Origin of the sequence: Stenotrophomonas sp. Sm2128 (assembly GCF_030985535.1) — a bacterium.
GTDB lineage: Bacteria > Pseudomonadota > Gammaproteobacteria > Xanthomonadales > Xanthomonadaceae > Stenotrophomonas > Stenotrophomonas maltophilia.
The window spans coordinates 34,247-53,765 of the sequence record NZ_JAPTFQ010000018.1; the positions used below are offsets into that span (position 1 = coordinate 34,247).

General features: G+C 67.1%; 18 protein-coding genes and 1 pseudogene. 9 read left to right on the top strand and 10 right to left on the bottom strand.

The window, feature by feature from the left end; translation table 11 throughout:
* Positions 1–30: 30 nt before the first annotated feature.
* A complete protein-coding gene (gene pbpC / locus O0K41_RS07515) occupies positions 31–2,412 on the top strand; it encodes a penicillin-binding protein 1C (RefSeq protein WP_308304476.1) in 2,382 nt (793 codons plus the stop codon).
* Positions 2,413–2,484: 72 nt separating this feature from the next.
* Here pbpC and O0K41_RS07520 read toward each other — a convergent pair whose 3' ends face one another.
* Both O0K41_RS07520 and O0K41_RS07525 read right to left on the bottom strand, forming a co-directional pair.
* The gene (locus O0K41_RS07520) at positions 2,485–3,060 is read right to left on the bottom strand and encodes a ferritin-like domain-containing protein (RefSeq protein ID WP_164222986.1); all 576 of its coding nucleotides are present in this window, start codon (positions 3,058–3,060) and stop codon (positions 2,485–2,487) included.
* 29 nt (positions 3,061–3,089) lie between these two features.
* Complete coding sequence (locus tag O0K41_RS07525) at positions 3,090–3,572, bottom strand: peroxiredoxin (RefSeq protein ID WP_005410646.1); 483 nt, start codon at positions 3,570–3,572, stop codon at positions 3,090–3,092.
* Between the two features lie 260 nt (positions 3,573–3,832).
* Here O0K41_RS07525 and O0K41_RS07530 point away from each other — a divergent pair, with 260 nt between their 5' ends.
* A complete protein-coding gene (locus O0K41_RS07530; RefSeq protein WP_005410645.1) occupies positions 3,833–4,726 on the top strand; it encodes a DnaJ C-terminal domain-containing protein in 894 nt (297 codons plus the stop codon).
* 88 nt (positions 4,727–4,814) lie between these two features.
* Here the strand turns inward: O0K41_RS07530 and pilH are convergent, their stop codons facing one another.
* Complete coding sequence (gene pilH / locus O0K41_RS07535) at positions 4,815–5,186, bottom strand: twitching motility response regulator PilH (RefSeq protein WP_005410644.1); 372 nt, start codon at positions 5,184–5,186, stop codon at positions 4,815–4,817.
* An 88-nt stretch (positions 5,187–5,274) separates the two neighbouring features.
* Positions 5,275–6,270 (bottom strand): YhdH/YhfP family quinone oxidoreductase, encoded by a 996-nt coding sequence (locus O0K41_RS07540; RefSeq protein WP_005410643.1) that lies wholly within the window; start codon positions 6,268–6,270, stop codon positions 5,275–5,277.
* A 153-nt stretch (positions 6,271–6,423) separates the two neighbouring features.
* On the opposite strand from O0K41_RS07540, the gene hflK reads away from it, so the two are divergent.
* The 5 genes and pseudogenes from hflK to O0K41_RS07565 all read left to right on the top strand — a co-directional run bounded on the left by hflK (position 6,424) and on the right by O0K41_RS07565 (position 11,148).
* Positions 6,424–7,557 (top strand): FtsH protease activity modulator HflK, encoded by a 1,134-nt coding sequence (gene hflK / locus O0K41_RS07545; RefSeq protein ID WP_005414168.1) that lies wholly within the window; start codon positions 6,424–6,426, stop codon positions 7,555–7,557.
* On the top strand, positions 7,554–8,417 hold the full coding sequence (locus tag O0K41_RS07550; protein WP_005414169.1) for a protease modulator HflC: 864 nt from the start codon (positions 7,554–7,556) through the stop codon (positions 8,415–8,417). Before hflK ends, O0K41_RS07550 begins: the two co-directional genes overlap by 4 nt.
* Positions 8,418–8,484: 67 nt before the next feature.
* Positions 8,485–8,640: pseudogene (locus O0K41_RS07555) on the top strand (DUF2065 family protein); the annotation flags it as partial.
* Positions 8,641–9,075: 435 nt separating this feature from the next.
* The gene (locus tag O0K41_RS07560) at positions 9,076–10,368 is read left to right on the top strand and encodes an adenylosuccinate synthase (protein WP_005410639.1); all 1,293 of its coding nucleotides are present in this window, start codon (positions 9,076–9,078) and stop codon (positions 10,366–10,368) included.
* A 117-nt stretch (positions 10,369–10,485) separates the two neighbouring features.
* Positions 10,486–11,148 (top strand): hypothetical protein, encoded by a 663-nt coding sequence (locus O0K41_RS07565; RefSeq protein ID WP_049404549.1) that lies wholly within the window; start codon positions 10,486–10,488, stop codon positions 11,146–11,148.
* Here O0K41_RS07565 and O0K41_RS07570 read toward each other — a convergent pair.
* On the bottom strand, positions 11,084–11,761 hold the full coding sequence (locus O0K41_RS07570; protein ID WP_088436302.1) for a M23 family metallopeptidase: 678 nt from the start codon (positions 11,759–11,761) through the stop codon (positions 11,084–11,086). The two genes, O0K41_RS07565 and O0K41_RS07570, sit on opposite strands and share 65 nt — an antisense overlap.
* A 4-nt stretch (positions 11,762–11,765) precedes the next feature.
* Positions 11,766–12,728, bottom strand: a complete 963-nt coding sequence (locus tag O0K41_RS07575; RefSeq protein ID WP_088436301.1) for a L,D-transpeptidase family protein — start codon at positions 12,726–12,728, stop codon at positions 11,766–11,768.
* Positions 12,729–12,960: 232 nt separating this feature from the next.
* Here O0K41_RS07575 and O0K41_RS07580 point away from each other — a divergent pair, with 232 nt between their 5' ends.
* Positions 12,961–15,087, top strand: coding sequence for a methyl-accepting chemotaxis protein (locus O0K41_RS07580; protein WP_308304478.1), 2,127 nt, complete (start codon positions 12,961–12,963; stop codon positions 15,085–15,087).
* A 90-nt stretch (positions 15,088–15,177) separates the two neighbouring features.
* Here O0K41_RS07580 and O0K41_RS07585 read toward each other — a convergent pair whose 3' ends face one another.
* Together O0K41_RS07585 and O0K41_RS07590 are read right to left on the bottom strand one after the other, a co-directional pair.
* A complete protein-coding gene (locus tag O0K41_RS07585) occupies positions 15,178–15,468 on the bottom strand; it encodes a hypothetical protein (RefSeq protein ID WP_164223145.1) in 291 nt (96 codons plus the stop codon).
* A 14-nt stretch (positions 15,469–15,482) separates the two neighbouring features.
* Positions 15,483–16,022, bottom strand: coding sequence for a hypothetical protein (locus O0K41_RS07590; protein ID WP_049450951.1), 540 nt, complete (start codon positions 16,020–16,022; stop codon positions 15,483–15,485).
* Positions 16,023–16,162: 140 nt separating this feature from the next.
* Here O0K41_RS07590 and O0K41_RS07595 point away from each other — a divergent pair, with 140 nt between their 5' ends.
* Positions 16,163–16,903 carry an alpha/beta hydrolase gene (locus O0K41_RS07595; protein ID WP_164223148.1) on the top strand — a complete coding sequence of 247 codons (741 nt, stop codon included), beginning with the start codon at positions 16,163–16,165 and terminating at the stop codon, positions 16,901–16,903.
* Positions 16,904–16,912: 9 nt separating this feature from the next.
* On the opposite strand, the gene O0K41_RS07600 is transcribed toward O0K41_RS07595, so the two are convergent.
* Both O0K41_RS07600 and O0K41_RS07605 read right to left on the bottom strand, forming a co-directional pair.
* Positions 16,913–17,404: a hypothetical protein gene (locus O0K41_RS07600; protein ID WP_164223151.1), complete on the bottom strand. Its 492-nt coding sequence runs from the start codon at positions 17,402–17,404 to the stop codon at positions 16,913–16,915.
* A gap of 22 nt (positions 17,405–17,426) precedes the next feature.
* A complete protein-coding gene (locus O0K41_RS07605) occupies positions 17,427–19,517 on the bottom strand; it encodes a catalase (protein WP_164223154.1) in 2,091 nt (696 codons plus the stop codon).
* Positions 19,518–19,519: the final 2 nt, after the last annotated feature.

A 19,519-nucleotide genomic window follows, 5' to 3' on the forward strand; every position in this document is an offset into this window, starting at 1 on the left:
AGCTGGCAAGCTCCAATGCGGCACGCTGCAATGACGAACACGATGACGACCCGGCTGGCGGCCCTGCGCCGCCGGCTGCAGCCGCTGTGGCCGTGGCTGCGCTGGGGTACGGCGGCCACGCTGGCACTGCTGCTGGTGCTGGATTTCGCCTTCCCGCCGCCGCTGCCGAAGCAGCGCGATACCAGCACTCTGGTGGTGGCTGCCGATGGCACGCCGCTGCGTGCGTTCGCCGATGCCGAGGGCGTGTGGCGTTATCCGGCATCGACCGACAGCGTCTCGCCGCTGTACCTTCAGGCGCTGCTGACCTACGAAGACCGCTGGTTCTGGCGCCATCCGGGCATCAACCCGCTGGCGATCCTGCGTGCCAGTGGCCAGCTGTTGCGCGGTGGTCGGATCGTGTCCGGTGGCTCGACCCTGACCATGCAGGTCGCACGCATCCTCGATCCGCATACGCGCACGCCCTGGGGCAAGCTCAAGCAGATGCTGCGTGCGGTGCAGCTGGAAGTGCACCTGAGCAAGCAGCAGATCCTGGCCCTGTACCTGGAGCGCGCACCCTACGGCGGCACCATCGAGGGCGTGGAAGCGGCCAGCTGGGCCTACCTGGGCAAGCCGGCGGCGCAGCTGTCGCATGCCGAGGCCGCGTTGCTGGCGGTGCTGCCGCAGGCGCCGAGCCGGCTGCGCCCGGACCGCCATCCGGAAGCGGCGCAGAAGGCGCGCGACAAGGTGCTGTCACGCATGGCCGAGCTGGGCGCGTGGACAGCGGAAGAAGTGGAAGATGCGCGCATCGAGAACGTGGTCGCACGCTCGCTGCGGCCGCCGCTGCATGCCGCGTTGCTGGCGCAGCGCCTGCACTCGGCGCATCCGGGCCAGGCACGCATCCAGAGCAGTATCGACATCGGCCTGCAGCGCACCCTGGAAGAACGCGTGGCCAGCTACTTCTCCACGCTGCCCGAGCGCACTTCGGCGGCCCTGCTGGTGGTCGACAACCAGACCCTGCAGGCGCGTGCCTATGTCGGCACGCTGGCGTTCGGTGACCGCCAGCGGCTCGGCCACGTGGACATGGTGCAGGCCTGGCGTTCGCCGGGCTCCACGCTCAAGCCGTTCCTGTATGCAATGGCGCTGGACGATGGCCTGATCCATTCGGAAAGCCTGCTGGTCGATGCGCCGCAGAGTTTCGGCAGCTACCGCCCCGGCAACTTCGACATGGCCTTCAATGGGCCGATCGGCGCCTCCAGCGCGCTGCGGCTGTCACTCAACGTGCCCTCGGTGGACCTGCTGCAGCGGGTCGGTCCGGCGCGCTTTGCTGCGCGCCTGTCGCACTCCGGCATCCAGCTGCGCTTCCCGCCGGGCAGCACGCCCAACCTGTCGCTGATCCTGGGCGGCACCGGTGCGCGGCTGGAAGATCTGGTCGGTGCGTTCGCCGCGCTCAACCGCAACGGCATCGCCGGGCGCGTGCGCTACACCGATGACGAACCGATGATCGAGCGGCGCCTGGCGAGGCCAGGCGCCAGCTGGATCGTGCGCGAGATGCTGGAATCGAATCCGCGGCCGGGGTATAGCGTCGGGACGTTCGATGTCGGTGGCCGCCCGCGCGTGGCGTGGAAGACCGGCACCAGTTACGGGTACCGCGATGCGTGGGCGATCGGCAGCACCCGCCACTACACCGTGGGCGTGTGGGTGGGCCGGCCGGACGGCACACCGCTACCGGGCCAGTACGGCGCGGTGACCGCGCTGCCGCTGATGTTCGAGGTGGTGGACAGCCTGCCGCGCCAGCGCGGTGACTCGGCCGCTGCGCCGATGCCGGCCAGCGTCAGCCAGGAAGACATCTGCTGGCCGACCGGTGAGCGTGCCGAAGGCCTGCCTGCTGCGCTCTGCCAGCGGCTGATGCCAGCCTATCTGCTGGAAGGCGCGGCACCACCGACCTTCCCCGAACGCGAGGCACGGCGCTGGCAACCGGGTCGGCAGCGCTACCTTGCCGATGCGCGTACCGGTCTGCGCGTGTCAGCCGATTGCCGCTTGCCGCACGAAGAAGTCGCGCGCGAGATCGCGCGCTGGCCAGCGTTGCTGTCGCCGTGGCTGTCCAAGGCCACGCGCGAAGCCTCGCAGCTGCCGGCGCTGTCGCCGGACTGCCGTGATGATGGCCGCGAGGCCAGCGTTGCGCTGCACATCGATGGGCTCAACGATGGCGCCACGCTGGCGCGCGCGCCGAATTCGGAACATGGCGTACGCCTGCAGCTACGCGCGCTGGGTAGCGAGCAGGCGGTGGACTGGTTGCTCGATGGACGCTGGATCGCACAGACGCGCGGTGCGCAGCTGATGCAGCGCGAGTTCGCCGAGCCGGGCGCGCACACCTTGACCGCGCTGGCGGCAGATGGCGCGTGGACACAGGTAAGGTTCAACGTCCTGCGGTAGGTGCCAACCTTGGTTGGCACGCGATGAATGCGCCCACCAGGGTGGGCAACTGCCAAGGCGTATGCGGGGCCGCTATTCCCCGATCCACCCATCCAGCAGGTCGGCGAACTCGTCGGCGTGCTCTTCTTCCTGCGCCAGGATCTCTTCAAGGATGCGCTTGGTGGTGGTATCGCGGTCACCGATGAAGTTGATCATCTCGCGATAGCTGTCGATGGCGATGCGCTCGGCCACCAGGTTCTCGCGCACCATCTCGCGCAGGTCGCTGCCTTCCTTGTATTCGGCGTGCGAACGCGCGGTCAGCGTATCCGGATTGAGGTCGGGCTCGCCGCCCAGCTGGACGATGCGCTCGGCCAGCTTGCCGGCATGCGCCTGCTCCTGCTGTGCATGCTCGAGGAACTCAGCCTTGACCGCGTCGGCCAGCATGCCCTTGGCCATGAAGTAGTGCCGGTAGTAGCGCAGAACGCAGACGTACTCGGTGGCCAGTGCGTCGTTGAGCAGCTTGATCACCACCTCGCGGTCAGCGCTGTAGCTGTCTGTGATCGCCCCGTCTTCGAGGTTGCGCCGGGCGCGCTCGCGCAGGGTTGCGCGATCGCTGATGCCAGGAACGTTCGCGGCGGGCTTGCTGGCTTTGGCTGGCTTGCTGGACATGGCTGGCCGTTTCCTTCTGCGGTGGGGAATCAGGTGGGGAGATGCTCCAGCACGTACTCGGCCGAAGACACTTCGAACTGGCCGGGCTGTTCAACCCAGGCCTCTCGAACTACGCCGTCGTCGACGTACAGGGCAAAACGACGCGAGCGGATTCCCATGCCCGACGCGCTCGCATCAAGCTCCAGACCCAGGGCGCGGGTCAGCTCGGCATTGCCGTCGGACAGCATCAGAAGGCCGTCGGGCACGCTCTGGTCGGCGGCCCAGGCCTTCATCACGAACGGGTCGTTGACGGCCATGCAGTAGACGTCGATGCCGCGCTGGCGGAAGGCCTCGAACTTTTCGACGTAGCCGGGAAGGTGACGTGCCGAGCACGTCGGGGTGAACGCGCCGGGCACGGCGAACAGCACCACCTTGCGCGCATCGAACAACGAATGCGTATCAAGCGTTTCAATGCCCTCGCGGATGCGCTTGAGGGTCACTTCCGGAATGCGGTCGCCGACATGGATGGTCATGGGAACTCCTTGCTGGGGGAGGCTAGTGGGCCGGATGGGACAGGGGCGTCAAGACATTGGAAACCCGGTGTGCAGGCCCCATCTTCCGGCGTTGTGGCAGGGGCTTCCAGCCACAGCGTGGCGCACGGGGATGGCAGCCGCATTGCGCAGGATCAGTCGGCCTCACCGGGGCCGCACGAGGGGCGGCGTAGCCTCGCAGGCGCGTAGAATGAACCCGGGGCGGCGCCACCGGCGCGGCCGAAGCGAATCGAGGTAGCTGGATGGAATTCAAGGATTACTACGCCACCCTGGGGGTGGAACCGAGCGCGGGCGAGGCGGAGATCAAGACCGCCTACCGCCGGCTGGCACGCAAGTACCACCCGGACGTCAGCAAGGAGGCTGGGGCCGAAGACAAGTTCAAGGCGGTCAACGAGGCCTACGAGGCGCTGCGTGATCCGGAAAAGCGCGCGGCCTACGACCAGCTGCGCGCGCAGGGCTATCGCCCGGGCGAGGAGTTCAACGTGCCGCCGAACTACGGCGGCGCCGGTGGTTTCAATTTCGAGGAAGTGTTCGGTGGCGGCGGCCCCAACGGCGGCTTCAGCGACTTCTTCGAAAGCCTGTTCGCGCGCCAGCGCGGTGGAGCGGGCGCGGGGGCCGGTCCGGGCTTCAGCAGCCAGGGCCATGCGCCCAACCGCGATACCCGCGCCAAGTTGTCGGTGCCACTGGAAGCGGCCTACAGCGGCGACAGCCTGCGCATCACCGTCAACGGCAAGCAGCTGGACGTGCGCGTGCCCAAGGGCATCCGCCCGGGCCAGGTGATCCGCCTGGCAGGGCAGGGCAACCATGGCGGCAACCTGCTGCTGGAAGTGGAATACGCCGCCCACCCGCAGTTCGAGGTCGATGGCCGCAACATCCTCTATACGCTGCCGCTCACGCCGTGGCAGGCCGCGCTGGGCACCAGCATCAGCGTGCCGACCCTGGGCGGCGCGGTGGAACTGAAGATTCCGGCCGATTCCGATGCCGGTCGCAAGCTGCGCCTGCGCGGGCGCGGCCTGCCGGGCAACCCGGATGGCGACCAGATCGTCGAGATCGAGATCGTGGCCCCGGCTGCGACCGATGAGGCGCAGAAGAAGGCGTACCGCAATCTGGCCAAGGCGTTCGGCGAGACCATTTGAAGGTAGTGCCGGCCGCTGGCCGGCAACTTCATTGCCCTGGACGGTGATGCGTGGTTGCCGGCCAGCGGCCGGCACTACCGCGCGCGTCTCAGCCCTGGCCCGCGAACACGCGCTCCAGCACCTCGGACAGCTCGTCCTCCGAGAACGGCTTGGTGATGTAGGCCTTGGCGCCCTGGCGCATGCCCCACATGCGGTCGGTGTCCTGGTCCTTGGTGGTCACCAGGATCACCGGGATATGCCGGGTCGCCTCGTCGCGGGCGAGGGTACGGGTGGCCTGGAAGCCGTTGAGGTTGGGCATCACCACGTCCATCAGGACCAGGTCGGGCAGCTCGGCCTTGGCGGTTTCGACCCCGGCGGCGCCATCGGTGGCGGTCAGGATCTGGTGCCCGAGCTTCTCGACGATGCGCTGTATCCCCAACAGCTGCGACGGTGAGTCGTCGACGATCAGAATGCGTGCCATGTTGTTCCCCATGTAATGCCCGCAGTGTAGTGCGGGCCCATTACCGGCGGGAGGGCCACGTCTGCCGTCCGTCGCCTGCCTGCGACGTTCAGTCGATCCGCACCACGGTGCGACCCAGCGAACCGCCCGCCAGCATCCGTTCGAACACGGCAGGAAGGCCATCGAGGCCGACTTCGGCGGTGCAGATGCGGTCCAGGTGCTGCGGCTTCCAGTCACTCCCCAGCCGCGACCACACTTCCTCACGCAGTCCGCGTGGCGCATTGGCCGAGGACACGCCCAGCAGCGAGACACCGCGCAGGATGAACGGCATCACCGTCATGTCCAGCGTCGGACTGGCTGCTAGGCCGGCACTGACCACGCTGCCGTAGGGCACGGTCTGCGCCAGCAGGCTGGCCAGCATGTCGCCTCCGGCATTATCGAGGCCACCCCCGAAGCGGGCCGACTGCAGCGCGCCGGTGTCGGCCAGCGCGTCGCGCGGCAGTACCTCGGTGGCGCCGATGCTGCGCAGGAATCCTGCCTGGTCCGGCTTGCCGCTGACCGCGTGCACGCTGTAGCCGGCACGGCTGAAGATGGACAGCGCCAGCGCACCGACACCGCCGCTGGCACCGGTGACCGCCAGCGGGCCGAGTTCCGGGGTCTGGCGGTTGTCCTGCATGCGCAGCAGGGCCAGCGCCGCAGTGAAGCCGGCGGTGCCCAGCACCATCGCCTCGCGTGGGGTCAGCCCGGCCGGCTGGGCGATCACCGCGCGCGATTCCAGCCGCACGTACTGGCTGTAGCCGCCGTCGCGGGTCTCGCTGAGGCCGCAGCCGGTGGCCAGCACCGCGTCGCCTTCACGCCAGTCCGGGTCGGTGCTGGCGACCACGGTGCCGGCCACATCGATGCCGCCCACCAGCGGGAAGCGGCGCAGGATCTTCCCTTTTCCAGTACCGGCCAGCGCGTCCTTGTAGTTGACCGAGGACCAGTGGGCGCGGATCAGCACCTGGCCGGGGTTGAGGTCGTCGACCCCGAGCCGGACCAGGCCGCTGCGGTAGCCGGCGTCGTCGTTTTCGATGCGGAAGGCGGTGAACGGGGTGGTGGGGGCCATCGGCGTTGCCTGACTTCGAGGAAAACGCCACCTTACCCCGTTGCCCCCCTTTCGATCCTGCCGATCCGCCCCATCTTGTATGATCGGTGATGGTTTCACGGCTGGCGGTGCGGGAAGGGCCCGCGCCGCAGCCCAAATCTTGATGGAGCGTGCATGGCCTGGAATACACCCGGCGGCAACAAGGGCGGACAAGGCCCCGAGGACAATCGACGCGGGCCGTTCGGGTCACGCGGCGGTGGCAATGGTGGTGGCTGGGGCGGTTTGCCCGGGCCGCTGAAGGACCTGTTCGACGGCGGCATCGTGCGTTGGGTGGTGGCAGCCGTGGTGCTGCTGGTGCTGTTCTCCAGCTTCCAGCTGATCGGCGAACAGCAGCGTGGCGTGGTGCTGCGCTTCGGCCAGTTCTCGCGCATCCTGCAGCCCGGCCCGAACTTCAAGCTGCCGTGGCCGATCGAATCGGTCACCAAGGTCAACGCCACCGAGATCAAGACGTTCTCGATCCAGGTGCCGGTGCTGACCCGCGACGAGAATATCGTCAACGTCTCGCTGAACGTCCAGTACCGCATCGACGACCCGCAGCAGTACCTGTTCGGCACCGTCGATGCCAACCAGGTGCTGGAGCAGTCGGCGCAGAGCGCCGTACGCGAGGAAGTCGGCCGCGCCGATCTCAACGCCGTGCTGAACAACCGTGGCCCGCTGGCCGTGGCCGCCGAGGAGCGCCTGCAGGCGCTGCTGAAGGCGTTCAAGACCGGCCTGACCGTGACCGGCCTGACCCTGCAGGATGCCCGTCCGCCGGAAGAAGTGAAGCCGGCTTTCGACGAGGTCAACGGTGCCCAGCAGGTCAAGGAACGCCTGATCAACGAAGCCCAGGCCTACGCCGCCAAGGTCGTGCCGGAAGCCCGGGGCCAGGCCTCGCGCGCCCGTACCACTGCCGAAGGCTACAAGCAGGCCGTGGTGTCCAAGGCCGAGGGTGACGCGCAGCGCTTCAGCCTGTTGCAGGCCCAGTACAAGGACGCCCCGGAAGTGACCCGCAAGCGCCTGTGGCTGGAGACCGTGCAGCAGGTACTGAGCGAGAACCGCAAGGTGATCGGTGGCGATGGCCGCCAGCTGATCTACGTGCCGATGACCGGCGATACCCGTCCGAGCACGTCGGCTCCGGCCGCAGTGGCCAACCCGGACGTGGTGATGCCGTCGCTGCCGGGTGCAGCGACGGAAGCTTCCCGTGATCCGGGCCGGCCGGTGGGCCGCCCGACCGGGCGACCGAGCGGCCGTGAGGAGGGCAGCCGATGAAGAGTCCTATCTGGATCGCCGTGATCGTGGCGGTGGTGCTGGGCCTGCTCGGCTCGGTGTACGTGGTCCGTGAGGACCAGACCGCCATGGTGCTGAACCTGGGCAAGGTGGTGCGTTCGGACATCAAGCCGGGCCTGCACTTCAAGGTGCCGGTGGTGGAAACGGTGAAGGTCTTCGACCGCCGCTTCCAGGTGCTCGACACCGCGCCGGCGCGCTACTTCACCGCCGAGCAGAAGGACGTCAGCGTCGACTTCTTCGCCATCGGCTACATCTCCAACGTGGGTGACTACTTCCGTGCCACCGGCGGCGATCCGCGCATCGCCAACGCCCGCCTGGCACCGATCATCACCGACTCGCTGCGCAACCAGATCAACTCGCGCACCCTGCAGCAGCTGGTCTCCGGCGACCGCAGCGAGCTGATCGCCGAGCAGCTGAAGGGGATCAACGAAGCGGTGGCCGGCCTTGGCATGCAGATGATCGACCTGCGCATCAAGCAGGTGGACCTGCCGACCGACAGCCAGGTGATCAACGATGTGTACGAGCGCATGCGTGCCCAGCGCAAGCAGGAAGCCGCAAAGCTGCGCGCGGAGGGCGAGGAGCAGTCGCTGACCATCCGCGCCCAGGCCGACCGTGACAGCACTGTGCTGATCGCCGAGGCCGAGCGTGATGCCCAGCGCCTGCGCGGTGAAGGCGATGCCGAGGCGGCCCGCATCTACGGCAAGGCCGGCTCGGCCGATCCGTCGTTCTATGCGTTCTACCGCAGCCTGGAGGCCTACCGTGGCTCCATGACCGACGGCAACGGCGTGATCGTGCTGGACAAGAACGACCCGTTCCTGCAGTACCTGAAGAACGACCGCTGAGGTCGCAGGGCAGTACCCCACGGGGCCCGGCCATATGCCGGGCCCCGTGCTTTTTCCGGAGTCCCCCATGAAAGATCTGTTTGCCGCTGTCTGCCTGGTCGCGGTGCTGGAAGGCCTGTTCCTGTTCGTCGCACCGTTCGCCTGGAAGCGCATGGCCGAACGTCTGCTGGACCTGCCCAGCCCGGCCCTGCGCAGCTTCGGTGGGCTGGTGCTGCTGGCCGGCACTACCGCCTGCGTTCACATGCATGGCCCGGCTCTGGTAGATGCCAACCTTGGTTGGCATTGCCGGCCAGCGGCCGGCGCGCCCGCCTGCGCCCGCCTGCGCCCGCCTGCCCCCGCCTGCGCCCGCCTGCGTTCACCTGCGTGGCCCGGCTCTGGTGGATGCCAACCTTGGTTGGCGTTGCCGGCCAGCGGCCGGCACTACCGGGCGGGGCGGCTGACCGGCCGGTAAAGCTGCCCGTCGGAAAGGTGGCACCCGACCCCGGAAACCCGGATAATGCACAAAAGCCGGACGGGCCTCCCCGTTCGGCTTTTTCCGTGTCTGGGCCTTCCATCGCCGGCCGCTCCCCGTTTGGAGCCGCCTTGCAGGTGCTGGCCAGCCCCGCCACGGTTTACCCGTCCGCGGCCCCGATGGCCGCAACAAATCGAGGAGCCCGTCATGGGTCAGTCTGTCGTAGTGTTGGGTGCCCAGTGGGGCGATGAAGGCAAGGGCAAGATCGTCGATCTGCTCACTGAGGAAATCGGCGCCGTCGTGCGCTTCCAGGGCGGCCACAACGCCGGCCACACCCTGGTCATCAACGGCAAGAAGACCGTCCTGCACCTGATCCCGTCGGGCATCCTGCGTGACGACGCGCTGTGCCTGATCGGCAACGGCGTGGTGATCTCGCCGGCCGCGCTGCAGAAGGAAATCGCCGAGCTGGAAGCGTCCGGCGTGGAAGTGCGGTCGCGCCTGAAGATCTCCCCGGCCGCGCCGCTGATCATGCCGTACCACATCGCCCTGGACCAGGCGCGCGAGCGCGCTGCCGGTGGCAAGGCGATCGGCACCACCGGCCGTGGCATCGGCCCGGCCTACGAAGACAAGGTGGCGCGTCGCGGCATCCGCATCGCCGACCTGCATTACCCGAAGCAGCTGGAAGAACTGCTGCGCACCGCGCTGGATTACCACAACTTCGTGCTGACCAAGTATCTGAACACCGATGCGGTCGACTTCCAGAAGACCTTCGACGAAGCGCTGGCCTTCGGCGAATACGTGCAGCCGATGAAGTCCGACGTGGCCGGCATCCTGCACGACCTGCGCAAGCAGGGTAAGCGCGTGCTGTTCGAAGGCGCGCAGGGCGCGCTGCTGGACATCGACCACGGCACCTACCCGTACGTCACCAGCTCCAACACCACCGTCGGTGGCGCGCTGGCCGGTTCCGGCGTCGGCGCCGATTCGATCGACTACGTGCTGGGCATCGCCAAGGCCTACGCCACCCGCGTCGGCGGTGGCCCGTTCCCGACCGAGCTGGACGACGAAGTCGGCCAGGGCATCCGTGACCGCGGCGCCGAGTACGGTGCGTCGACCGGCCGTCCGCGTCGTTGCGGCTGGATGGACATCGTCGCGCTGAAGCGTGCCGTGGCCATCAACGGCATCAGCGGCCTGTGCATCACCAAGCTGGACGTGCTGGACGGCATGGAAAAGCTGAAGGTCTGCATCGCCTACGAATACAACGGCAAGCGCACCGAGTACGCGCCGCTGGACGCGCAGGGCTGGGAAGAGTGCACGCCGGTGTACCTGGAGTTCCCGGGCTGGAGCGAGAACACCCACGGCATCACCAACTGGGACGACCTGCCGCCGGCTGCGCGCGCCTACCTGCGTTCGCTGGAAGAGCTGGCCGGCTGCCCGATCAGCATCGTCTCCACCGGCCCGGACCGCGACCACACCATGGTCCTGCAGGATCCGTTTGCCTGAGGTAACGCCGGGCGCTGCCCGGCGTAGGTGACAGGAAAAGCCCCGCGCAAGCGGGGCTTTTTCGTTACTGTGTCAGCGGGGTCGGCGAGGAAGCAAAGCGATGACCAGGATGTCAGCGTGAAGGGCGAAACGGTCGTGCGGATCACCCTGTGGGTGTTGTGGGGCCTGTGGGGCATCGCCTGCCTGGTACTGGTGCTGGGCGCGGCCGCCAATACCCTGGCTTCGCGCACGCAGACGGTGCCGTTGGTGCTGAGCCCTGGCGCAACCGCCCAGATCACCGTCTACCGCCTCATCGATGATCAACTGCGGCTGCGCCTGCGCTATGCCGCGGACGGTACGGAGGCTGACCCCGAGGTGCTGCTGCGCATCGAAACTCCGACCGATCATGGAGACTTCCGCGCAGGGGAGCGTTCGGGAGTGGCCGGGCAGGGCATCAATCGTGCGCTGGCTTCGGTTGAGTCCAGCGGCCTCATGGCGTCCTACTTCGGCTATGGCCGTGGCGACGCATTGCCACGCGGCCGCTCATGGGTGCGGGTAACCGTGCTGGAGGTGGACCCGGCGCTGGCCGATCGCGCGGCCACCGTCGAGCTGCAGCCGCCACTGGACCTGTTGAAGCTGACTGACCTGGATTATGTCTGGTTGTGGCCGTTCTTCTTCTGGAAAGTGGCGGCACTGCTCCTGTTGATTCCAGGGGCTGCCTTGGCGGTGTTCACGTTCACCTTGCGGCGCTGGCAGCACCGGGCTTCGAAGCAGGCGGATTCAGCAGTGGGTACGGATTGATCGATTCCCCCTTCCACCACTGCTTCTCCGGTCCCAGCACGTGCACCTCGAAATGCAGGTGCGGGGCCTCAGGGCTGGCGTTGCCGGTACTGCCCACGTAACCGATCACCTCCCCGCGCCTGATCACCTGCTTTTCGGTCAGGCCATCGGCATAGCGCTGCAGGTGCGCGTAGTAGTAGCACCAGCGTCCGCTGGGCTCGAACTGGTAGATCGTCAGGCCACCGCGCTCGCTGTCGAACAGTTTTTCCACCGTGCCATCGGCCACTGCCAGCACCGGCGTACCGGCATCGGCCATGATGTCGATGGCATCGTGCACGCGGCCTTCGCTGCGCGCATCGGTGAACGTGTCGCGCAGCTGGGAGGCCAGGACGCCCTGTACCGGCAGCAGCAGACCGGACGGCGCATCCGCAGCCCGCGCGGCTGACGGTGCGGTGGCGGCGGGGGCAGGGGCCGTGTCGAGCGGCGCTACGGATCCCTTGGCCGGCGCCACAGCTGCTGCCGGTTGTGCTTCCGGCAGCGAGGCGGCCACTGGCTCGCCTGCATCGCGGCGCAGCCACCAGCCGGCCCCCAGTCCCAGCAGAACACCCAGCACGATCAGCTGCGAAAGGCGCATCGGCTCACTCCTGCATCACCACGGGGACGGAGGTATCCACCGCATCGGCCACGCGCAGCGCATCCCAGTTGGTCATGCGCACGCAACCATGTGACTCGGTCTTGCCGACATGGCCGGGCTCGGGCGTGCCATGCAGGCCGTAGTGTGGCTTGGACAGATCAATCCAGACCCGGCCGACTGGATTGTTCGGGCCCGGCGGCAGTGTCGCCTTCTTTTCGCCCTTGCGCGCATCCCAGAACAGCTTGGGGTTGTAGTGGAACGGCGGGTCGCGATACACGCCCAGGATCTTCCATTCGCCGATCGGCAGCGGATCATGCTGGCTGCCGGAGGAAACCGGCACCTGAGCGATCACCTTGCCCTGCGCATCCAGCAACTGCAGGCTGGAATCGGACTTGTCGACGACCACCTTGGCCGCCTTCGGTAGCGGCGATGGTGCGATATTGGGCACCTGGATGCGGTTGCCCGCCTTGCTCAGATCCACGCCCGGATTGAGCAGCTTCAACAGCTCAGGGGATGCGTGGAAGCGTTCGCCTAGCGACTCTTCGACGTTGTTGAAGCCCAGCGATTTCAGTTTGGCCTGTGCGGCGGGGCCCTTCGGCACCGCCTGGAACGGCCCGGCGACATCCTCGCTGGTCAGCGTGTAGCTGGCCAGGGGGGGGACCGTATCAGCCTGCAGGGCCTGCCAGGTCGCGTCGTCCAGTTCACCGGTGACGGTCAGACCGTGCGCCGCCTGGAAACCCGACACCGCGCGCCGCTGGTTGCTGCCCACTTCACCGTCGATCTGGCCGGGCGAGAAATTCGCGCGATCCAGCAGCACCTGGGCATGCAGGGCGGAACGTGCTGCGGTGTCCGGTCCGGCCTTCTCGGCAATGGGGGCGGGCAGTCCAGGCGGCGGTGCCTGCGCGAACGCCGGCGATGCCAGCAGCGAGAGAGCGAGCAGGGTGGATCGGTACACGGGTAATGGCATTGGGAACTCCAGCAGATGACGCCACCACCTTGCCTGCAGGCCGCGCCGAGCCGCCGTGAAAGAGATCTGACGTCTGCATGAGCAGTCGGGTCGTTGCGCCACCGTCCCTGCGCGGGTGCCGCCGGCCAAGGGCTCACCAAGGTGAATGGTGCCCCACGCCATTGGCGGTTGGCGATCAAGATTGCCTGGCGGGCCGCCGATAACGCCACATCCCCCCGTTTTGGATGTACCGATGAACTACTTGAGGAATGTCAGGGTTGCCTGGCGTCTTGGGCTGGGCTTTGGCCTGTTGCTGCTGTTGGTTGCGGCCGTGGTGGCCACCGGCGCCACCGCCAGTGTCGTGCAGAAGCGCGCGATGCAGCAGGTGGTCGATGTCAGCGTGGCCAAGGTGCGCCTGCTCTCGCAGATGCTCGATGCCAACAACCAGATGATGGTCGTTCGCCGCGAGATGCTGATCCGCCAGGGCGATGACCGTGGCCATGATGAGCAGCGCATCGCCGATCTGGTCAAGCGCTATGAGGCCAGTTGGACCGCCTACCAGGCGCTGCCCAGCGACGCCGAGGGCAAGGCCATTGCCGAAACCATCGCCGCCAAGCGTGCCATCGCGCGTCCGCTCAACAAGCAGACCAGCGAACTGATGGAGCAGGGCGACTACCCGGGCGCCGTGGCGCTGACCCTGGGCCCGGTGCAGGAAGCCGCCAACGGCTGGAACAAGGCGCTGTCCGATGGCGTGGACTTCGAAGAGAAGGAAAGCCGTGAGGCGGCCGCCGAGGCGATCCGCCTGGGCGAGCGCAGCCTGCTGCAGTTGCTGGTGCTGGGCGGCGTCGCGCTGCTGGTGGGCATCGCCGCCTCGGTGATGATCGGGCGCAGCCTGACCGGCCCGCTGGCCCGCGCGGTGAACCTGGCCGAGCGCCTGTCCAAGGGCCAGCTGGATCAGGAGTTCCGCCTCGGCGGCCGTGACGAACTGACCCAGCTGGGCGAGGCGATGGCCAGCGTGCGCCAGAGTGTGCAGGCGGCGATCGGCGCGCAGCTGCAGATGGCCGAACAGCACGAGGCGGGTGCGATCCGCTACCGCATGGACGCCAGCGCCTTCCCCGGTGATTTCAGCCGCATGGTGCAGGCCACCAACAGCCTGGTCGAATCACACGTGCAGGTGGAACTGCTGATGGCCGAAGTGATGCAGCGTTACGCCATCGGTGACCTCAGCCGCGACCTGCCGGACTACCCGGGCGAGAAGGGGACGCTGACCCGCACTCTGGCCGCAGTGAAGCAGAGCCTGATGGCGATCAACGCGCAGATCGATGCACTGGCCCGGGCCGCGCGCGCCGGTGATTTCAGCATGCGTGGCGATGCTGCTGCGTTCCAGTTCCAGTTCAAGGCGATGGTCGAGCACCTCAACGGCATGATGGCCAGTTCGCAGGCCAGCATCGCTGATGTCTCCGATGTGCTGCGTGCGATCTCGCACGGCGACCTGACTGCACGCATGGACGGCGAGTACGACGGTGTATTCGCCCGCATGCGTGACGACGCCAACACCACCACCGCGCAGCTGACCGGCATCGTACGTGGCATCCAGGTGGCCGCCGACAGCATCAACAACGCGGCGCAGGAACTGGCCGCCGGCAACAACGACCTGTCGCGCCGCACCGAGCAGCAGGCCGCCAACCTGGAAGAAGCCGCCGCATCGATGGAGGAACTGACCTCGACTGTGCGCCAGAATGCCGAGCTCGCTCGTCAGGCCGACAGTGAAGCGCACGCCGCCGGTGCCGCCGTACGCGAAACCGAGCAGGCGATGGCGCAGATGGCGTCGGTGATGGGTGAGATCGATCAGTCCTCGGCACGCATCTCGGAAATCTCCACCGTGATCGACGGCATCGCGTTCCAGACCAACATCCTGGCGCTGAATGCTGCGGTTGAAGCCGCGCGTGCAGGTGAGCAGGGCCGTGGTTTTGCCGTGGTCGCCAGCGAGGTACGCACGCTCGCACAGCGTGCCGGTGTCGCCGCCAAGGAGATCAAGGAGCTGATCGAAGACGCCGCTGCCAAGGTGAAGAGCGGCCTGGCGGTGACCGTTGAATCGGAAGCCGCGATCGCCCGCGTGGCCCAGGCCAGCTCGCGCACCACGCAGCTGATGAGCGACATCGCAGCGGCCAGCAAGGAACAGGCCGCCGGTATCGAGCAGGTCAACCAGGTGGTGGTGCAGATGGACCAGGTGACCCAGCAGAACGCTGCGCTGGTGGAAGAAGCCACTGCCGCCAGCCGCGCGCTGGAAGAACAGGCGCATGCGCTGACCACGTCGGTGGCGGTGTTCAAGGTGGAGCAGGGCGCGCGCATGCCCATCGTGCCTGCGCAGGCGGCGTAAGCAACCTGCGACTGGATGTTGGATGACGCCCTGCATCGCGATGCCCCGCATGCAGGGCACCGCATGCACGCCACCGGTCGGTGCCGCTGGCTAGCGGCCGCGCGCGGCGCGTTCGATCAGCCAGCCGGCTGCGTACAGCAACAGCAGTGTTGGCGGAACCAGTACTGCATACGCGGTCGACCAGGGTTTGCCGTACAGCAGGCTGCCTGCGCCGATGGCATCGAGTGCAGCAGACTGCAGGGTGATGGGGAGCGACATCAGGATATAGGCCCCCTTCGGGTCCGCATCCGACTGCGCGCCGTGAACCAGCCATGCGGTCAACAGCAGGTAGACCACGCAAAGCGCAAGACCGGTCCGGCTCAGTAATCGCCGCATCTTCATCCGCACGCCTCCGTTCAACGGACGTCGAAGTGAGCCTGCAGAGGCAGGCTCACATTCCGCAGCAGATCCCTGACCACCACCTGCGCAGTCCACGTGCCTTTCGGATCACTGGCCTCGGCCACGAACTTCAGGTGCAGGTTGGTCATGTACAACAGGGTTGGCGGGCCGGGCAGGGCAGCGGTGAAACAGGGAACATCGCGTTCGTCGATGCTGGTAGTGCCGTCCGGGCGCAGCATGCGCAGATCGCAGTGCACCTTGGGTACGCGGTTCTCATCCAGTTGCGGGTTGGACAGGAATGTCAGCAGGAACAATTCACCGCCCGGGTGGACTTCGTCGGCCTGGGTAAAACCGGGAGTGGTCTCTGGTGGGGTTTCCCACTTGGCCCGCCAGTCGGCATCGGAGGTGACCAGCAGCGATGCCGCAAAGCCACCGCTGGATTTCATGGCATCGGTCTCCGGCATCGCCTTGCCTGCCCCGTTTATCCAGCCATCGTTGGCGGAACTGTTCAGTGGCAGCATCATGACCATCATGGCCAGCGCGTATGTCCATCGCATCAGAGGCTCTCATTGGCAGCCGCGTCCCGCGGCAGAGCGGGGAGTATCGCTCAACCTTGACCGGCAAAGCAGCAGGAGAGCCGGAGCGAAGGTTCCGCTGCCTGCCGATGTGGGCGATGCTTGCCAGCAAAGGAGGTGACATGGGAATCGGGAGCGAGGAAAAGCCGGGCTGTGATTCGGCATCACCCACGCCGCAGCACGTGCTGATGCTGCCCGGGCTGGATGGCTCCGGCAGGCTGTCGATCCCGTTTCTGTCAGCACTCCAGGCTAATAGGCTGACGACGCAGGCGATTACGCTGCCTGCGCAGGGAGGGCAGGATCACGCCACGCTGGCCCAACGGCTGTGGTCGCAGCTGCCCGGCCATCCCTTCATCCTGCTTGCCGAGTCCTTCTCGGGCCCGTTGGCGGTTGAACTGACCACGCGACAGCCCGCCGGGCTGCGCGGACTGGTGCTTGCCGCGACCTTTGCGCGTCGGCCGGTGCCATTGCCGGCAGCCAGCGCAGCCCTGCTGACGCCGACCTGGCCTCTGCCTCCCGTGGCGTTGCTGGCGGGCCTGCTGCTGGGGCGGTGGCGCACCCGCGAGCACCTGTCGATGCTGCGCGATGCGGTGGCCCGGATTCCGGCGGCCACACTGCGGCGACGCGCCGCAGCGACCCTGCGCGTCGACGTACGCGCATTGCTGCCGGCAATCGACGTGCCGACGCTGTGCCTGCACGCGTGCCATGACCGCCTGCTGTGGCCGCCCAGCGTGGCAGAACTGCAGGCCCTTTTGCCGGATGCCCGACATGTTTCGCTGGAAGGGCCGCATCTGCTGCTGCAGGCACGCGCTGACGCAGCCGCAGCCGAAGTTGCCGCGTGGATGAGGACGCTGTCGCCCTGATCGAAGGACTCAGCCGCGCGCGCGGGTACGCGCGGCCTTCTTCGCTGCCACCTTGCGCACGGTCTTCTTCGCCGCACGTGTCTTCGCCGCCTTCTTCGCTGCAGCACTGCGCGAGGCGGCTGTACCGGCCTTCTTGGCCGCTGTCTTCTTTGCGGTCTTCTTTGTGGCTGTCTTGCGAGCCGGTGCCTTCTTTGCCGCCACCTTCCTGGCTGTCGTCTTCTTCGCAGGGGCCTTCTTCGCCGCCGTCGCCTTGGTCGTGGCCTTCTTTGTGCCCGACTTCCTGGCAGGCGCCTTCTTGGCAGCCTTCTTGCTGGTCGCCTTCTTCGTACCCTTGCGCGCGCTGCCGCTACGCTTGCCACCACCATCCTGCTTGTTCACGGTCGCCCAGGCAATGCGCTCGGCGGTGCCTTCGCTGGCACCGCGCTCGCGCTCGCTTTCCTCGATGTGCTCGGCCTGGCGCTTCTGTTTATCGGAGTATGCGGATTTGTCACCACGGGGCATGACAGTTCTCCTGTTGTTGTAGTCAGGCCAGCAGGCGCAGCTTGGGTTCGCGCGCCCACTGGCGGGTGGCGGCCGCCGCCAGGAATGCCTTGGCGTCTTCCGCTTCGACGATGCCGGCGTCGTTGCCGACCCTTGCCGCCTTCAGCAGCGTCTGGCCGCCCGCATCGCTGGCGATGGCCTTCAGGTGCGCCCACGCCTGGCTGACGAATTCGATGGCTGCACTCTCTTTCGACAAGGCCTTCGCCGCTTCCGGGCTGAGCACCACGGCTACTGCATCGAACACGGCCGACGGGGTGCCCGCCAGTTGCCCATCCGCCGCCTGCAGCGCGCCATCGCTGAGCGTGGCGCCACCCACTCTGGGGGCGACCAGCTTCACATCCGCACCTGCTTTCCTGGCTGCCTTGCTCAGGCTGGCAATGATCCGGGCGTCGGAGCCTTCATCGAACAGGATGCCGATGCAGCGACCCTGCAGGGTAGGCTTATTGCGACCGATCACCCGCACTTCGGGGGCGGGGGGCATGTCCCGCACTGGGGTAGCGGTCGGCGCTGGGTCGGGCAGTGCAGGCAACGCCAGACCATCGGCCACGCGCTGCGCCAGTGAGTCATCGATGTTGCGCAGGTGGCTGACGGTGCGTACCCGCACCTTCAGCGTTTCCACCTTGGACAACTCGAACACCAGCGCCGATGCCAGGTGCGCCTGCTCCGGCTTTTCGAGGCTGCGGAAGAACATGCGGGCCTGGCTGTAGTGGTCGGCGAAACTCTCCGCGCGGGTGCGACCCTTGTGGCCATCGTCGGCGCTGGCATGGCTGCGGAATCCGGCAGGCGTCTCGCGCGGGGTGTCCTCCTGCAGCGAACTGGGATCGTAGGCCACCCGACCCTTGAGAACCTGCATCTGCATGTGGCCGTCGCGCTGATGATTGGCAAACGGGCACTTGGGCGCATTCACCGGGATCTGGTGGAAGTTCGGGCCGCCCAGGCGCAGCAGCTGGGTGTCCAGGTAGGAGAACAGGCGCCCCTGCAGCAGCGGGTCGTTGCTGAAGTCGATGCCCGGTGGCACGTTGGCCGGGCAGAAAGCCACCTGCTCGGTCTCGGCGAAGAAGTTGTCCGGCCAGCGGTCCAGCACCATGCGCCCGATGACCTGCAACGGCACCAGCGATTCGGGAATGATCTTGGTCGGGTCCAGATGATCGAACGGGAATGCGTCGGCGTCTTCTTCGGTGAACAACTGCACCGCCAGTTCCCATTCCGGGAAGTCGCCGCGCTGGATGGCCTCGAACAGGTCGCGGCGATGGAAGTCATTGTCGGCCGATTGCAGTTTCAATGCTTCGTCCCAGACCGTGGACTGGATACCCAGCTTGGGCCGCCAGTGGAACTTGACGAACGTTGACTCGCCGGCCTCGTTCAGCAGGCGGAAGCTGTGCACACCGAAGCCTTCGATCATCCGCAGCGAACGCGGTATGGCGCGGTCGCTCATCGCCCACATGATCATGTGCATCGATTCGGGCATCAGCGAAATGAAGTCCCAGAACGTGTCATGGGCCGACGCGGCCTGCGGGAAGGCACGGTCCGGTTCCATCTTCACCGCGTGCACCAGGTCCGGGAATTTCATGGCGTCCTGGACGAAGAACACCGGGATGTTGTTGCCGACCAGGTCCCAGTTGCCCTCCCTGGTATAGAACTTCACCGCGAAGCCGCGCACGTCGCGCGGGGTGTCCACCGAACCTGCGCCACCGGCCACGGTCGAGAAGCGGGTGAACACGGGTGTCTTCACGCCAACCTCGGTCAGGATGCGCGCGCGGGTATGCGCCTTCAGTGATCGGGTCAACTCGAAGTAGCCATGCGCAGCGCTGCCGCGGGCGTGCACGATGCGCTCGGGAATGCGCTCATGGTCGAAGTGGGTGATCTTCTCGCGCAGGATGAAGTCCTCCAGCAGCGTAGGCCCCCGAGGTCCCTGCCGCAGGGAGTTCTGGTTGTCTGCCACCGGGATGCCCTGATCGGTGGTCATCGCCGGATGACTGCCCCCGGCCTGCTGGCGCAGTTCATCGCCGTCGCCGCGGTGGTGGTTCTCGGCGTGGGTGGTTGCGCGCTTGCCGGTCGGCTTGCTGGCGGCCATTG

Bases quoted from the DNA above. Each gene is read 5' to 3' on its own strand.
- O0K41_RS07540 (WP_005410643.1), bottom strand. From the start codon at position 6,270: ATGGCCCCCACCACCCCGTTCACCGCCTTCCGCATCGAAAACGACGAC.
- O0K41_RS07580 (WP_308304478.1), top strand. From the start codon at position 12,961: ATGAACTACTTGAGGAATGTCAGGGTTGCCTGGCGTCTTGGGCTGGGC.
- O0K41_RS07590 (WP_049450951.1), bottom strand. From the start codon at position 16,022: ATGCGATGGACATACGCGCTGGCCATGATGGTCATGATGCTGCCACTG.
- O0K41_RS07600 (WP_164223151.1), bottom strand. From the start codon at position 17,404: ATGCCCCGTGGTGACAAATCCGCATACTCCGATAAACAGAAGCGCCAG.
- pilH (WP_005410644.1), bottom strand. From the start codon at position 5,186: ATGGCACGCATTCTGATCGTCGACGACTCACCGTCGCAGCTGTTGGGG.
- O0K41_RS07525 (WP_005410646.1), bottom strand. From the start codon at position 3,572: ATGACCATCCATGTCGGCGACCGCATTCCGGAAGTGACCCTCAAGCGC.
- pbpC (WP_308304476.1), top strand. From the start codon at position 31: ATGACGAACACGATGACGACCCGGCTGGCGGCCCTGCGCCGCCGGCTG.
- O0K41_RS07520 (WP_164222986.1), bottom strand. From the start codon at position 3,060: ATGTCCAGCAAGCCAGCCAAAGCCAGCAAGCCCGCCGCGAACGTTCCT.
- O0K41_RS07585 (WP_164223145.1), bottom strand. From the start codon at position 15,468: ATGAAGATGCGGCGATTACTGAGCCGGACCGGTCTTGCGCTTTGCGTG.
- O0K41_RS07530 (WP_005410645.1), top strand. From the start codon at position 3,833: ATGGAATTCAAGGATTACTACGCCACCCTGGGGGTGGAACCGAGCGCG.
- O0K41_RS07550 (WP_005414169.1), top strand. From the start codon at position 7,554: ATGAAGAGTCCTATCTGGATCGCCGTGATCGTGGCGGTGGTGCTGGGC.
- O0K41_RS07595 (WP_164223148.1), top strand. From the start codon at position 16,163: ATGGGAATCGGGAGCGAGGAAAAGCCGGGCTGTGATTCGGCATCACCC.
- O0K41_RS07560 (WP_005410639.1), top strand. From the start codon at position 9,076: ATGGGTCAGTCTGTCGTAGTGTTGGGTGCCCAGTGGGGCGATGAAGGC.
- O0K41_RS07605 (WP_164223154.1), bottom strand. From the start codon at position 19,517: ATGGCCGCCAGCAAGCCGACCGGCAAGCGCGCAACCACCCACGCCGAG.
- hflK (WP_005414168.1), top strand. From the start codon at position 6,424: ATGGCCTGGAATACACCCGGCGGCAACAAGGGCGGACAAGGCCCCGAG.
- O0K41_RS07575 (WP_088436301.1), bottom strand. From the start codon at position 12,728: ATGCCATTACCCGTGTACCGATCCACCCTGCTCGCTCTCTCGCTGCTG.
- O0K41_RS07570 (WP_088436302.1), bottom strand. From the start codon at position 11,761: ATGCGCCTTTCGCAGCTGATCGTGCTGGGTGTTCTGCTGGGACTGGGG.